Source organism: Streptomyces sp. NPDC016851 (assembly GCF_055562795.1).
This window is the reverse complement of the sequence record NZ_JBVHEP010000008.1, coordinates 42131-56363: the sequence shown is the minus strand read 5'-3', so window position 1 is coordinate 56363 and position 14233 is coordinate 42131. Positions and strand designations below refer to the sequence as shown.

The following is a 14233-nucleotide window of genomic DNA, read 5'->3' as shown; positions in this document are numbered from 1 at the left end:
GCGGGACGCGCTCGTAGACTGCCCGCCATGGACGACAGTGCGCCGGCCGACCTGGGCGCGGGCAAGTACCTGCTGATCACCAGCTACCGCAGGAACGGTACGCCGGTCGCCACCCCGGTCTGGGTGGTGCGCGACGGCAACGCGCTCGGCGCCTGGACGCCGGCCGACTCCTGGAAGGTCAAGCGGATCCGCAACCGCGCCGACGTCCTGGTCGGCCCCTGCGACCTGCGCGGCAACCCCACCGGCGAGCAGCTGCCCGCGACGGCGGAGATCTGCGACGCGGCGACCACCGCCCGCTACCGGCAGCTGATCGCCCGCAAGTACGGCATCACCGGCCGGCTCACCCTGCTCGGCAGCCGGCTGCGCCGGGGCCTGGACGGCACGGTGGGCATCCGCCTCACTCTGACGCGCTGACCGACCCCGGCTTGGGCGCGCGCCTTCCCGCGCTGACCCGGCATCGTCGCGCGGGATTCCCGCCCTTCCTGCCCGGCCCGCCCGCGGCGACGCCGTACGAGGCGATGCCCTGCGGGACCCCGGTTTCGCCGCACGCGCCCTGACGCGCTGCCCCCCGGCTTCGGCACCTACGCCCTGACGCGCTGCCCCCCGGCTTCGGCACCCACGCCCCGTCGCGCTGACAGCCGCTTCGGTACCCACCCCTCGTCGCGCTGACAGACGTTTCGGCACACACGTCCGGCAAGCGCTTTCCTCGCCGGGGGAGTGGACGGCCCGTCCCCGGGACAGACCACCTGTCATGAGCCGAAATCCCGTCCTGCGCGCCGCCGTCGTCGGCACGGGCCACCGGGCCCAGCTGTTCACCCGGGGCCTCGCCGAACGCCCCGGCCACCTGGTGGCCGCGCTGTGCGACCCCAGCCCGACGCGGATGGCCTTCCACAACCGGCTGCTGGCCGACGCCGGCGCTCCGGCGGCCACCGAGTGGGAGCCCGACCGCTTCACCGATCTGCTCGCCGATGAGGAAATCGACGAGGTCGTCGTCACCACCGTCGACGCCGAGCACGACCGCTACATCGTCCCGGCCCTGAAGGCGGGCTGCCGTGTCGTCACCGAGAAGCCGATGACCGTCGACGCCGAGCGCTGCGCCCGCATCCTCGGCACCGTCCGCGAGACCGGCAACTCTCTCACCGTCGCCTTCAACTACCGCTTCAACCCCGTGCACGAGAAGGTCCGTTCCCTGCTCGCCGACGGCGCGATCGGCGAGGTGCTCTCCGTCCACTTCGAGTGGCTGCTCGACGTACGGCACGGCGCCGACTACTTCCGCCGCTGGCACCGCGAGAAGCACAACAGCGGCGGCCTGATGGTGCACAAGTCCTCGCACCACTTCGACCTGGTGAACTGGTGGCTCGCCGACGAGCCCCGGGAGGTCTTCGGCTACGGGCGGCTCGGCTTCTACGGCCGCGAGGCGGGGGAGCGGCACGGGCTGCGCCGGGAGTACGACCGCGCCCACGGCGCCGACGGGGCAGCCGACGACCCTTTCGCCCTGGACCTCGCGGCCAACGACACCCTGCGCGCCCTCTACCTGGATGCCGAGCGCGACGACGGGTACCTGCGCGACCGGAACGTCTTCGACGGGCCGATCACCATCGAGGACGACATGTCCGTCCTGGTGCGCTACGCGCGCGGCGCGACGATGACGTACCACCTGACCGCCTACTCCCCGTGGGAGGGCTACCGGGTGATGTTCAACGGCAGCGCGGGCCGGCTGGAGCTGGAGGTCGAGGAGAGCCGCTGGCAGCCGCCCCTGACCCGGATCACCTCGGCCGCGGGTGCCCTGCACGGGGACACGGCGGCGGATCACCCGGGCGGCGCCCGCCTCACCCTGCGCCCGCTGTGGCAGCCCCCGGCGGACGTGCCGCTCGCGGTCGCACACGAGGCCCACGGCGGCGGCGACCCGCGCATGCTCGACGCGCTGTTCGGCCCCGCGGACCCCACCCGCCCGGCCGACACCGCGGCGACGACCCACCCGACGGCCACCGAACGCGACGGGGCACTCGCCCTGGCGGTCGGTCTCGCCGCCAACCGCAGCTTCGAGACGGGACGGCCGGTGCGCACCGGCGAACTGCTCTCCGGGATCCGGTGACCGGTGACCGGTGACCGGTGACCGGTGACCGGACCGCCCGTCAGCGCCAGGCCCGGTACGGCTCGTCCAGCAGTTGGAAGACCGGCTCGCCCCGTACCGGGTCCTTGGCCGTGGACAGCCGCACCCGGTCCCCGCTGTGGATGCCGATGGGCGGGCCCATCACCCGGCCGCGCACGATGAACCCCTCGGACATCTCGATCAGGGACACGTTGCGTGCCGCGGGCGTGTTGCGGTGCACCACCGTCGAGTGACGCACCGTGCCCGTACCCTCGCTGCGCTCCGTCCGCAGCTCGCTGCCGCGGCAGACCGGACACAGCACCCGGTGGTACATCGCGGTGCCGCACCAGGTGCAGCGCTGGTAGAGGATGGCCTCGGTGTCCGGGCCCTTCGGGTCGAGCAGACCCGTCGGGGAGCCGGCTGCCTGCTGAGTGACGGTTCCTGAGTGGTGGTACACGCTGGTCAACTCCCTGCACTCGGCCGGAATCCCGTGTGCGTGGTCACCCGCGCACACGTGTGCCCGGTTCGCCGTGCCACCGCGCACGCAGCACAGAGTATGGCACTCAGTGCCACTCGTAAAGGCACTCCGTTCCCTCAATGTGGAGCCGTTCAGCCGCGCCCCAGCGTCGACTCGATCTCCTGCACGACCCGCCACAACGGCGCGCCGCGCCGCGATACGACGACCACCACGTCCTCGGGCTGCTCCACGGCCGGAGGCACCGGCGTGCCGCCGAACGCGGACTGCACGTACGCCAGCGCGTGGTCCACCGTGGTGTTCGCCTCGCCCTGGCCGTCCGAACGCAGCCAGGAACGCAGCGCGTTGTTGTGCGCCGCGACCACCGCCGCCGCGATCACATCGGCCTGCAGGGTCCCGTCCCGGCGGGCCGCGAAACGCCGGCGCAGATACTCGGCGAGGGCGCGCTCGTAGCGCCACACCACCGACAGCTCGTAGGCGCGCAGCCCCGGGACCTTCTTGGTGAGGCGGTAGCGCTGTACGGAGAACGTCGGGTTCTCGGCGTACATCCGCAGTACGAGCCGGGCCGCGTCGCAGACCCTCCGCACGGGTTCCTCGTCGCCGGTGCCCGCCGCCAGGAAGGCCGTCATGTCGGCCAGGCACCGCTCGTGGTCCGGGAAGACCACGTCCTCCTTGGAGGGGAAGTAGCGGAAGAAGGAGCGCCGCCCGACCCCGGCCAGCGCCACGATGTCGTCGATGGTGGTCTGCTCGTAACCCCGTTCGAGGAACAGCTGGAAGGCTGCCGCCACCAGGGCGTCCCGCATGGGCGGCTTTCCGGTCCCGGCGTCGGCTTTCTCGGAGCTCATGAGCGGGAACGTAGCACCCGGAAGGGAACGCATGGCACTCAGTGCACTCATGGGGAGGAACCGAGTTCCCTCTGAACTCGTGGCGCGGCAGCCGCGTATCTAGCGGCAGGACGATCCCCGAAGACGGGCGCCCCCGAGCCCGGACGGAAGGAGAGCAGCGTGTCGACACCGTCCGAGCCCCGGCAGCCGCACGACGGCCCGGCCCTCGAACCCATCCGCGTCCTGCGGCCCCGCCGCACCGACGCACTCGCGGAACTGATGCGGGAGTACCGCGAGGAGCTCGCCTCCGCACGGGACGGCGACGAGCCCGGCGGCCAAGCAGCCGGCGGTCATGAACCCGGCGGCCAAGCACCCGGCGGCCTTGAATCCGGAAGCTACGGCTCCAGCGGCTATGGGTCGTCCAGCGGCTTCAAGCCCGGCCGCCAGGCGCCCGGCGGCTACGAGTCCGTCGTACTTCCCCGGCGGCCGGCCGGCTCCGAGGACCTGACACAGGAACTGCCGCCCCTCACCCGCGAGAAGGGCTACGGCCCTGCCGTGCCCGGATCAGGGCTGCGCCGGGCAGCCGTCGCGGTGGCCGTCGTCGCCGCGGCGGTGCTCGGCTTCGGCGGCGCCGCCCTCCTGCTCCCCGGCGGGAACACCGAAGACAAGACGGCCCCCGCGCCCCGCCCCACCGAGTCCGCTTCCGCCCCTGCCGCTGCTCAGACCCCCACACCCCCCCGGCCCCCCGCCGCCGACCCCGACGGCCCCGGCACCCTCCGCGAGGGAGCCACCGGCCCCGAGGTGACCGACCTCCAAGAACGCCTCCTGCGCATCCCGGACGTCTACCGGGACGGCGCCACCGACGGCCGCTACGACCCCACACTGACCGCGGCGGTCGCCCGCTTCCAGCTCTGGTACGGCATCCGCGGCGACGAGACCGGCGTCTACGGCAACGACACCCGCCTCGCCCTGGAGTCCCGCACGGCACCCGGCACCGGCTGACCGCCTTCTCGGGACGGCACCCCGGATGGCAACCGCAGCCCCGGCATGGTGAGGTGATGGGTGGTGAGGAGACGGTGGCCGCGCGGGTCGAGGGAGTGGTGTGGGCATGGCGGGCATGGACGCGTTCATCGGGCGGCTGGACCCCGACATGTGCGTCGTCACGGCCGTCGCGGGCGGTGAACGGGCGGGGTGCCTGGTCGGATTCGCCTCGCAGTGCTCGATCCATCCCGTGCGCTTCGTCGTGTGGCTGTCCGAGGTGAACCACACCTTCCGGGTGGCCCGGGACGCCGAAGTACTCGCGGTGCACCTGCTCGCCCGTGAACAGCACGGCATCGCGGAGCGGTTCGGCGGCCGGACCGGCGACCGGACGGACAAATTCGAGGGCATCCCGCTGCGGGAGGCCTACGGCGGGGCCGTCGTGCTGGCCGACGCGCCGGCCTGGTTCGTGGGCCGGATCGTGACGCGTGCGGGCGGCGGCGACCACATCGGCTTCGTCCTCGAGCCGGTCGAGTGGGGCGGGGACGAGACGTACGACGGGCCGCTGCTGCGCCTCTCCGGCGCCCACACCATCAAGCCCGGTCATCCGGTCGACTGAGCCGCGTCCCGCGTCCCGCGTCCCGCGTCCCGCGTCCCGCGTCCCGAAGCCGCTATGTCTCCAGAACTCCCGGCACCCGGACGTCCACGACACACACGTCGTCCCGCCGCTCGTCCGGCAGCATCCGCGCGAGCAACGGCCCCAGGGCCACGGGCCCGTCCGCGTGCGAGGACGCCACCGCCTCCGCGAGACGGTCCAGACCCCGGTCGATGCTCTCCGGAGGGTGCTCGACCAGACCGTCGGTGAACAGGATGAGCCGGTCGCCCGGCTCGAGACGGCACTCCGCCTCCTCGAAGACCGGAGCCGTGGTCGCGCCGAGCAGCATGCCCTTGGGGCGGCTCAGATACCGCGCCTCGCCGTCCCGCAGGAGCAGGGGCGGGGGATGCCCCGCCTGGGCCCAGACCAGACGGCGCTGCCCGGGGTCGTACCGGGCCAGCACCATGGTGGCCGTCGCGTGGGAATCGCGGGAGTGCAACAGCAGCGTGTTCAGCCGGGCCAGCGCGCCGGTCAGCGAGGAACCCGTGATGACCATGCCCTTCGCGGTGAAGCGGAGCTGGGCCATCGTGGCGACGGCGTCGACGCCGTGCCCGGCGACGTCGCCGACCACCAGCAGCGCGTCCCGGTCGGGCAGTTCCACGGCGCTGAACCAGTCACCGCCGACGTGCACACCCGACTGCGCGGGCAGATACGCGACCTCGACGCGCAGCCCCGCCAGGTGGACGGGCCGGTTGGCCAACGGCAGCAGCGCATGCTGGAGCCGGGAGGCCAGGGTCCGTTCGGCCTGGAGCACGTCGTGCTGCGTGAGGATCGCCTGCTCGCTCTCGACCAAGGCCAGCTCCGCCCGCCGCCGGGCCGTCATGTCCTGGACGACACCGTGCACCTCGACGGGCGTGCCGTGCGTGTCGGCCACGGCCTCGGCCACCAGCCGCAGATGCCGGATGCCACCGCTCGTCCTGATGCGGAAGGGCAGGTCGAACGCCCGCCCCCGCTGGACGAGGTCGCGGACGGCGCGGCTCACCGCGGGAGCGTCCTCGGGGAGCGCGAGCTCCGGCATCCCGGCGAGCCGCACCGGGCCCTGCGCGGGGTCCCGGCCGAAGATGGAGAACACCTGGGTCGACCAGGAGGCCTCCTGCGTGGCCAGGTTCCAGTTCGCCCAGCCGAGGTTGCCCAGCCGCTGGAGATCCGCCAGCCGCTGCTCCTGCCGGTCGGAGGAGCCGTGCCGGATCCAGGTGACGACCAGCGCGTCGTCCAGCCGCGCCGCCCGCGCCGAGTACGTGGACAGCGCCGCGATGCCCCCCACGACCTCCTCGTGCGCGAACGGTTCACTCTCGTACGGCTCCCCGGTGGACAGGGTGCGCAGGCAGCCCTGCCACAGCGGCTCCTCCGTCAGGGCGGGCCGGAACTCCAGCAGCCGCCGGCCGGCCAGCTCCTCACCTGGGCGCCCCAGCAGGTCACCCGCCCGCGCGGTCGCCGCCTCGACCCGGAAGTCCTCGGTCTCGCCCGACGCGGCCCGCAGTGGGCTGAGCAGCATCGCCGCGATCGGCAGCGCGTCGAACAGGGTCTGCACCGCGTCCGTGGCGGCGTCGCCGGCCCGCTCGGTCGGTGCGTCGAAGGCGCGCAGCCGGCCGGCGCACAGCTCGGTGACGCCCCGCAGATGGGCGCGGTCGCGGGGCGTGAACGCCCCGGCGTGGACGCGCAGCACGCCGATGCAGACCTCGGCCGAGCCCGCCGTGTCCACGGGCAGCCAGGCGCGCGACCGCCACCGCTCGGGCGGGTCACCGATCAGCAGTTCCCGCCGCTCGTGCGTGGCGACGTCCTCCAGCCAGCACGGTTCGCCCGTCCGCAGCGCGTCCAGCGCCGCGATCCCGCTCAGCGGCGGTACCCGGCTCCACTGGGTGGCCAGCTGGTCGTCGATGCCGGCGTGCCCGATCAGTTCGAGTCCGCCGTCGGGCCTGCGGGCGTAGATCATGACGGCGTCGGCCGCCATGTCGGGCGCGAGATGCTCCAGCAGACACCGGGCCAGGTCGGGCGGTGTCGTCACCCGAACGAGGGCCTGCCCGAGGCGGGCCAGGGCGGCGGAGACGTCGTCCGGCGCGGACGTCTCCACCAGGGCCGCGGAGCCGGGGCCGGGGGCGTCGGCGCCGAGGGGCTCGGTCGCCTCGCCGGGGCCGGGTGCCGTGGGTGCCAGGGAGCCGAGCGTGATCCAGCACTCCTCCAGCAGGGTGTGGCGCGCCGCCTTGGCCCGCTGGAGCAACCGCTCGTCCGCCGCGTCCGCGGAACACCCGGTCAGCGCCATCACCGCGCCCTTGGCCCGCTCGACGACAGCCGACGTCGCCGCCTGGTCGCGCAGCCGGTCCAGTTCGGCGCGCTGCCGGGCGACGATCTTGGCCAGTTCGACCAGGTCCGGTGCGGCACCGGGCTCCGCCGGTGTCACGGGCTCGCTCGTCACGCGTTGAGCATCGCATACCCGGCCTTGTTCGAAGACTGCCTTGTGCGCACGGGCAGCTCCCGGTTCCCGGGGGCCACGCCGGTCACATCAGTCTCTTGAGCGTTCAGGGGTCGTCGCGTGGATACAGCCACAGTCGCAGCAGCCGGCTGAGCCTCGGCATCACCAGATAGGTCAGCACCGGCAGCAGGACCAGCGGGAACACGGCGGCCCGCAGCGGCAGCGGCCAGCCGGTGGTGTGCGGCGTCACCAGCCACTGGATGAGCAGGGTGAAGGGATACGCGCCGAGGAACGTCGTGAGGACCATCTTCCACCGGGGCGGGGCCTGCACGGTCGTGCCGGGCAGGCTGAACCAGGTCTCCATCCCGGTCGTCGACTGGCGCTCGCTGCTGACCTCGGTCGCGATGTCCTCGATCCGCCGGTGCCAGTGTGCGCGCTCCTCGGACTCCAGCCAGGCGGCGAGCCGGTGCTGGTCGGACCAGCGCAGCACGGCGTGGTACCGGTGGCCGTCCTCGGGAGTGAGCCAGGAGACGCCCTCGTTGCCCGGGAACTGTCTGGCGCAGCGGGTGATGCCGCGCGTCCACTCCTCGAACTGCTGCTCCCGGCCAGGTCGCACCTGCCAGGTCAGAACCGTGGTCACCGGCTCGGCGCGCCGGATTTCGGTGGTGCTCATCCCCCTGCGGGTGCCACGCCTGACGCGGGCCATGCCCCGGGCCTCACGGCTGGCGGTTGGCCTCCACCAGCGCCGTGGTGACCGCCCGCACGCTGCGCGCGATGTGCTGCAACTGCATGACCTCGGCCGCGTACAGCTTGATCGTGTGCTCGATGACGCCCTCGTGCAGGCCGAGTCCCGGTAGGTCGGCGCGGGCGGTCTGGAGGGCGGTGCGGGCCACCCTGAGTTCCTGCTGGACCTGGATCTGGGCATGCCGGGCGAGCAGGACGGGGTGGCGGACGAAAACGGGGTAGCCGGCGTAGCGCGCGGGCACCAGCTCGCGCAGCCACTTGGCCGCCGAGCGCTCCCAGTCGTAGCTCCCGGGGGTCTTCACCTGGCAGGGCCAGTCCGGGCTGATGCGCGTGGTCGTCAGGGGCATGATCATCGCTTCCGGGTGTGCGGCGTCGTGAGGGTGGACGACGGGTCGGGGCGGCCCCGGCCTAGGGGATGGCCGGGGCCGCCACGGACACCCGGGACGCCGAAGCGGGTAGGAGCCGGCCCCTCGGGTGCGGAACGGATCCGGAAGGGCCGGGTCGCGATCCGTGTGCAGTATTTATATATGCCATCCGGTTTTCAAGCCGCATGAAAACATTCATGCGCGCTTTGTTGCGGACCGCCGCTCAGTCCCGGAGGAAGAAGTGATGCTGGTCGGCGACCTGCTCGTACTCCTCGAGCCGGGCCTGGGTCCGTTCCGGATCCGCGTCCGTCATGGCCTGGAGCAGCGCCGAGCACATCACGCCCGGGGCGGCGTAGGAGTCGAAGACCAGACGCGACCCGGTCCCGATGGCGAAGGCGACGTCGGCCTCGTCCGCGAGCGGTCCGAGCGCCAGGTCGGTGATCAGGGCGACCTTGAGTCCGGCGCCCCGCGCGACCCGGACGGCCGTCAGCGTCTCCTGGGCGTGCCGGGGCATGGAGAAGGCCAGCACCCAGGTGCCGCCCGCCTCGCGCGACTGGAGCAGCGCGTCGTAGGCGACACTGCCGCCCCGCGTCACGAGCCGTACGTCCGGGTGGATCCGGCGGGCGGCGTAGGCGAAGTACTCGGCCAGTGAGACGGAGATCCGCAGGCCGAGGACCGTCAGCGGGGTCGAGGACGACAGTTTGCGGCCGATGTCGATGACCAGGTTCGGGTCGGCGAAGTCCCGCCGCAGGTTCTCCAGGTTCTCGATCTCGGCGTCGACCGCCGCCTGCAGCTCGTTGCCCCGGTTCTCCTCGGCCGGTCCGCCGCCCGCGAGGGTGCCGAGCGCGATCGACTGGAGCTTCTCGCGCAGTGCCGGGTAGCCGCTGAAGCCGACCGCCGAGGCGAACCGCGTCACCGAGGGCTGGCTCACGCCGACCCGGTCGGCGAGATCCGTGATGGACAGGAACGCCGCCTCGGTGATGTTCTCGATCAGGTACTGGGCGATGCGCCGCTGGCCCGGGGACAGCCGGGGCCGGTCGAAGAGTGCTCTGAGCTGGGCGGACGGGGAGACCTCCGCTTCCGGGGCGGCCTTCCCCGAGGTGATCGCGGATGCCTGTGCGCGTGCCTGCTGCGGCGATGGCACCGGTTCGCCTCCTTCGTCTCCCAGGGACGTTCAACATAGCTCACGCACCGTGGTGACCAGGGCTTCTTCGCACAGCAATGAGGTTCCCGGCAGGTGGGATACCCGGGCGCCGGGCGGGAACCCGCCGCGGCAGAAGATCCCGACACGACGGACGAGGAGCCGATGTCATGACCGTTCCCGAGGAGAACCGGCCCAAGACGGAGACCACGGACGAGGTCCTGGAACAGCAGGACGAGAACCGGTCCCGACCGCCGGGCGCGAGCGGCCGCACGATGCGCGAGGCCCTGGAGGAGGCCGAGGTGCGGCCCGACGACTACGACGAGCATTAGCGCTCTCCAGGCCACCGCAACCGCACCGACGACGCTTCCGGCAGGTGAGACCGCATGGGCGCACTGAGTGCGCTGGAGGAGACACTGGAAAACCGATGGGAGGCCCTGTGGGCCCGGGTTCTCGACAAGGAGCCGGTCGAGGTCCTCGACGCCCTGCGGCACGAGTGCGACGACAACGCCGTGGTGTGCCGGGCGGACCGGGTCATGGTCCCCAACGCCTACGACGTGGAACTGGCCGACGAGGTGTACGACCAGCTGACGCGCCACGGCACCGACGTGGGACAGGCGCTCACCGACAGCCTGTCTCGCCACGCGGAACGCAAGGGCTACGAGTTCGCGGGCCCGCTCGCGGTACACGTCGCGAGGTGCCCGGACGTGCCCAACGGCCGCTACCGCGTGGCCAGTCGCGTGATGCAGCACGTGAGCACGGACGGCTTCTTCCACGCGACTCATTGACCCGCACACGACACACCGGTCGAAGACTCACCGGCGATAGATCGTGATCGAGTGCCCGACATCGTCGACCGGGCGGCTGCCGCCGATCAACTCGGCCAGCCGCCCGGTCGCTTTCGCGGCCGCGGAGTCCGACACCACCAGTACCCCCCGCACGTCGTCGACGGGCACCTCACGAGGATCACCGGCCCGGATGCCGTAGAAGGACGGCACCCCGCTGCCCTTGTACACCAGCCACACCCGCTCACCGCCGTACCGCTCGCGCAGCCGCTCCGCCAGCCGTCCCAGATCCTGCCCCCAGTCCACGTTGGAGTCGTGCAGGAACTCCCGCGTCCGGCCCGGCCCGCCGAACGCCTCGTTGGAGTACGGCAGGTAATAGGGGTACGTACGCAGCGAACTGGCCGCGACGAACGCCACCAGCACCCCCACCCCGACCGGGATCCACCGCCGCCGCACCACGAGAACGCACCCGGCCGCCACCGCGAGGAACAACGGCAGGAAGACGGCGTACCGGGTGCCGAAGTCCCGCGCCCCCTGCATGGCCGCCGCCAGCAGCACCAGAGGCGGGGCCAGCACATAGGGCGCGGCCGGCCGCAGACGGCGCACCGTGAGCACGACGACCGCCCCGGCGGCCCCCAGCACGAGCATCCCGAGCGGCGTCTTCACCAGCAGCGCGACCGGCAGGTAGTACCAGAGCGAGCCCGAGTACAGCCGGCCGAACAGAAAGCCCTGCCACGGCCGGTTCTCCAGCCCGAACTGGACCCGCAACCCGTCCCGGTACGCCTCCGGGAACGGCAGGAGCTGAACCAGCAGCCCCCGCAGCCCGTGCACCACCGGGACATGCTGCTCCGGAGTCCACCGCAGCCGCGGATCGACCATCAGATACGTGGCCCACACGACCGCGATCGCCGCCAGGGCCACCACGCCCGCCCCGGCGGCCGCCCGCACGAGGCGCCGGCCTCCCGCGGACGCGTGCCACACCGACACGGCGGCCAGAGCCATGAGCACCGGGACGGCCGGGAGCGTGCTCATCTTCGTGGCCAGGGCCGCCCCCAGCGTCACCCCCGCGAGCGGCACGTACAGCCGGGGCCGGCGGCGCGCCCGCCACAGCAGCCACGCCGACGTCAGCACGAACCCGGCGGCCGGCACGTCGAGCGTGGCGAGGGAGCCGTGCGCGATGACGTCGGGGGAGAAGCAGTACAGGGCGAGCGCGGCCAATGCCCCGGCTGTCCCGGCCAGTTCACGCGCGAAGACGAAGAGGACCAGCCCGAACAGCAGCGTCAGCGCGATCACGGGGAGGCGGGCCCACAGCATCAGCCGCCAGGGGTCGTTGCCCGTCTCGTAGAGCAAGTGCCGCCCCACCGCGCCCTGGTCACCGGCGAAGGAGGGGTCGACGCGCGGATCCGCGAGGGCCACCCCGGCGCCGATGAGGAGCTTGCCGAGCGGCGGGTGCTCGGGGTTGTGGCGCAGTCGGTGCTCGTGCGTGTACTCGGCGGCGGCGCCCACGTACACCGGTTCGTCGATCGTCGGGGTCTGCCGCACGGCGGTGCTGACCATGGCGAAGGCCATCACCGCGAGCAGCACGGACACGAGGAGCGGCAGCACCCACCGTCTGCCGGACCGAGGGGCGGCCCCCGCGGGCGACGGTGGGGGGAGCGACAGCGCCCGGGGGACGGCGGGAGCGGTCCAAAGGTCCCTCATGGACCCACTTTGCACCAGCCCCCGCCGCCCGGGTTGTCACCGCTTCACGAGTCGCACCGACAGACCGTCAGCCGTGTGAACGGGCACGGCCCGCAGCGTCGTCGAGTCCAGCTCGACCCGGTCGAACCGGCCGCGCAGCGCCGGAGCCGACAGGACCGGGACGGTGGTCCCCGCGACCGGCGGCCGCTCGGCGTCGAGCCGCAGCGACAGCACGCTGCCCCGGCCCAGCAGCACGCGCCGGCTCACCGTGAGCGCCGGGCCGTGGTTCTTGCGCAGCGTCAGCTCCAGCGCCGACTCGCCCTCCTGGACGTAGGAGCCGCGCACCCGCAGGACCTTCTCCGCGCGCAGCGTGCCGCCCGTGACCCGGACGTCACCCTCTCCCAGGGCGTTCGGGGACGCGGTGACCAGCGTGCCGTCCTCGACGACGGTCCCGCCGTGGTACCGGTTGTGGCCGGTCAGGGTGAGCGTGCCCGTGCCGCGCTTGGTCAGACCGCCGTCGCCCTCGATGTCGTTGCGCCAGCTGTCGGCCGCGTGGAAGCCACCGGCCGCCGCGTCCAGCGTCACCGTGACGCCGGTGTCGAAGGCGCCGTACCCGTCCGCCGCCGCGAACAGGTTCAGCCGACCCCACTGCTCGAAGCCGTCCAGCAGGACGTACCCGGAGGGCAGCGCGGTCGTGCGCAGCACCTCGCGGCGCTGGGCCGCGGTCAGGTACGGCAGCCGCGTCTCCAGCAGGACCTCCGCTCCCTTCGGCACGGTGAGTGGGTCCTTGCGGCCGCGGCGGGGCAGGACGTACGTCAACCGGTGCCCGACCGACCGGGCGTTGGCCTCGCGGTCGGCGTAGGCGTCGTCGGCGTCCGAGTGGGCGTAGGCGTACAGCGTGTCCGCCGTCGTGCCGGTCTTCTCGGTGAAGTAGGCGAGGGCCTGGGCGCGTGCCGCCGCCTTGAGCTCCGCGTTCGCCGGGTCGGCCAGCGTCGCCGCGGTCAGGGCGGTCGCCATGACGCGGCCGCCGATGACGTCGACGGTGGAGTGCATGCCCGACATGATCCGGGTGTGGCTGAGCTCGAACGCCCGCGTCACCAGCTCCTGGAAACGCTCGGGCACCGCGTACGCGTAGGCCAGACCGGCCAGATGGAAGGCGTTGGTGTGGCCACTCGGGAAACCGCCGTCCTCCTCGGGGTCCTCGGAGCGCTGGCGCAGCAGCTGCGGGGCCACGATCACGTCCGAGTCGTACACCGGGTAGCCGAGGTCGTCCTTCTTCCCGGTGTCGACGACCTCACTGTCCTCGTTCATCCGCCACGGACGCGGGTACTGGAAGGCGAACTTGGCCGGGTTGCCCGAGGCGAACGGCCCGCGCACGGTGTCGACCAGCTTGGCCACCTTGCCGAGCTCCGACTCGTGGGAGCCCGCGCCGAGCGCGGACCCGGCCGGGGCGTCGGCGGGCAGGGTGTCGCTGATCTTCCCCGGGGGCGTGCCGTCCGGGGCGGCGGTGATCGACGTGACCGCCTTGGCGCCCGACGTGTACAGGCCCGCGAGCGGGCCCAGGCCGCCGATCATGGCGTAGCTCTGGTGCCGGCGGTCGTAGAGGAAGGCCTCCTTCGCCTGCTCCTCGGTGCGGGTCGCCGTGATCCGGGCGCAGTAGCGCATGTTGGCCCGCAGCACCTCGCGGTCCAGGACGCGGCCGGTGTCCCAGGCGCCGCCGGTCTTCCACACCTTCGCCATGCCGCCCAGGATCCGGAGGACGGCGTTGGTCTCCGGGGTCTGGTTCGCGACGACGTTCGACTTGTAGTCGTCGACGAACGCGGCGGGGCCCGTGGCGGCCTTCGCGTCGGCGGCGGCGAGCCACGTGGCGAAGGTGGGCGCGGCCAGCAGACCGGCCGAGGCGCCGAGGGAGGTCTTGAGGAAACCGCGCCGGTCGACGGACGCGGTGGTGGACTGCCCGGCTGGTGACGGCATGCTGTGCCTCTCCTGAGTTCTGCGAGGGGGTCTGCGCCGGAGTACTGCGGCGCGCTCTCCGGCCGTGCGGCCGGGCCTAGCGAAGAGCTACGGCCTTGCGGCCGGTGGAC

14 protein-coding genes are annotated in these 14233 nt (G+C 72.8%); 6 read left to right on the top strand and 8 right to left on the bottom strand.

Going from position 1 to position 14233, the window contains the following annotated elements:
• Nucleotides 1-27: 27 nt before the first annotated feature.
• Together ACZ3I3_RS14810 and ACZ3I3_RS14805 are read left to right on the top strand one after the other, a co-directional pair.
• Nucleotides 28-414 carry a PPOX class F420-dependent oxidoreductase gene (locus ACZ3I3_RS14810; RefSeq protein WP_467365089.1) on the top strand — a complete coding sequence of 129 codons (387 nt, stop codon included), beginning with the start codon at nucleotides 28-30 and terminating at the stop codon, nucleotides 412-414.
• Between the two features lie 337 nt (nucleotides 415-751).
• Nucleotides 752-2095: a Gfo/Idh/MocA family protein gene (locus ACZ3I3_RS14805; RefSeq protein ID WP_467365087.1), complete on the top strand. Its 1344-nt coding sequence runs from the start codon at nucleotides 752-754 to the stop codon at nucleotides 2093-2095.
• A 40-nt stretch (nucleotides 2096-2135) separates the two neighbouring features.
• On the opposite strand, the gene ACZ3I3_RS14800 is transcribed toward ACZ3I3_RS14805, so the two are convergent.
• Both ACZ3I3_RS14800 and ACZ3I3_RS14795 read right to left on the bottom strand, forming a co-directional pair.
• Nucleotides 2136-2549 carry a Zn-ribbon domain-containing OB-fold protein gene (locus tag ACZ3I3_RS14800; RefSeq protein ID WP_356924875.1) on the bottom strand — a complete coding sequence of 138 codons (414 nt, stop codon included), beginning with the start codon at nucleotides 2547-2549 and terminating at the stop codon, nucleotides 2136-2138.
• A gap of 152 nt (nucleotides 2550-2701) precedes the next feature.
• Nucleotides 2702-3370 (bottom strand): TetR family transcriptional regulator, encoded by a 669-nt coding sequence (locus tag ACZ3I3_RS14795; protein WP_467365499.1) that lies wholly within the window; start codon nucleotides 3368-3370, stop codon nucleotides 2702-2704.
• Nucleotides 3371-3571: 201 nt separating this feature from the next.
• On the opposite strand from ACZ3I3_RS14795, the gene ACZ3I3_RS14790 reads away from it, so the two are divergent.
• Entirely contained in the window at nucleotides 3572-4393 is an 822-nt protein-coding gene (locus ACZ3I3_RS14790; protein WP_467365085.1) for a peptidoglycan-binding domain-containing protein, read from the top strand.
• Between the two features lie 106 nt (nucleotides 4394-4499).
• Nucleotides 4500-4988 carry a flavin reductase family protein gene (locus ACZ3I3_RS14785; RefSeq protein WP_467365083.1) on the top strand — a complete coding sequence of 163 codons (489 nt, stop codon included), beginning with the start codon at nucleotides 4500-4502 and terminating at the stop codon, nucleotides 4986-4988.
• 52 nt (nucleotides 4989-5040) lie between these two features.
• Here the strand turns inward: ACZ3I3_RS14785 and ACZ3I3_RS14780 are convergent, their stop codons facing one another.
• The 4 genes from ACZ3I3_RS14780 to ACZ3I3_RS14765 all read right to left on the bottom strand — a co-directional run bounded on the left by ACZ3I3_RS14780 (nucleotide 5041) and on the right by ACZ3I3_RS14765 (nucleotide 9687).
• Nucleotides 5041-7437, bottom strand: a complete 2397-nt coding sequence (locus tag ACZ3I3_RS14780) for a SpoIIE family protein phosphatase (protein ID WP_467365081.1) — start codon at nucleotides 7435-7437, stop codon at nucleotides 5041-5043.
• 103 nt (nucleotides 7438-7540) lie between these two features.
• On the bottom strand, nucleotides 7541-8107 hold the full coding sequence (locus ACZ3I3_RS14775; RefSeq protein WP_467365079.1) for an antibiotic biosynthesis monooxygenase: 567 nt from the start codon (nucleotides 8105-8107) through the stop codon (nucleotides 7541-7543).
• Between the two features lie 43 nt (nucleotides 8108-8150).
• Nucleotides 8151-8525 (bottom strand): hypothetical protein, encoded by a 375-nt coding sequence (locus ACZ3I3_RS14770; protein ID WP_356924881.1) that lies wholly within the window; start codon nucleotides 8523-8525, stop codon nucleotides 8151-8153.
• 241 nt (nucleotides 8526-8766) lie between these two features.
• Entirely contained in the window at nucleotides 8767-9687 is a 921-nt protein-coding gene (locus tag ACZ3I3_RS14765) for a MurR/RpiR family transcriptional regulator (RefSeq protein ID WP_467365077.1), read from the bottom strand.
• Nucleotides 9688-9854: 167 nt separating this feature from the next.
• On the opposite strand from ACZ3I3_RS14765, the gene ACZ3I3_RS14760 reads away from it, so the two are divergent.
• Together ACZ3I3_RS14760 and ACZ3I3_RS14755 are read left to right on the top strand one after the other, a co-directional pair.
• Nucleotides 9855-10016 carry a hypothetical protein gene (locus ACZ3I3_RS14760; RefSeq protein ID WP_467365075.1) on the top strand — a complete coding sequence of 54 codons (162 nt, stop codon included), beginning with the start codon at nucleotides 9855-9857 and terminating at the stop codon, nucleotides 10014-10016.
• A 54-nt stretch (nucleotides 10017-10070) separates the two neighbouring features.
• Nucleotides 10071-10472, top strand: a complete 402-nt coding sequence (locus tag ACZ3I3_RS14755; protein WP_467365073.1) for a DUF3662 domain-containing protein — start codon at nucleotides 10071-10073, stop codon at nucleotides 10470-10472.
• A gap of 27 nt (nucleotides 10473-10499) precedes the next feature.
• On the opposite strand, the gene ACZ3I3_RS14750 is transcribed toward ACZ3I3_RS14755, so the two are convergent.
• Nucleotides 10500-12170 carry an ArnT family glycosyltransferase gene (locus ACZ3I3_RS14750; RefSeq protein WP_467365071.1) on the bottom strand — a complete coding sequence of 557 codons (1671 nt, stop codon included), beginning with the start codon at nucleotides 12168-12170 and terminating at the stop codon, nucleotides 10500-10502.
• A 36-nt stretch (nucleotides 12171-12206) separates the two neighbouring features.
• On the bottom strand, nucleotides 12207-14123 hold the full coding sequence (locus ACZ3I3_RS14745) for a phosphatase PAP2 family protein (RefSeq protein ID WP_467365069.1): 1917 nt from the start codon (nucleotides 14121-14123) through the stop codon (nucleotides 12207-12209).
• Between the last annotated feature and the right edge of the window lie 110 nt (nucleotides 14124-14233).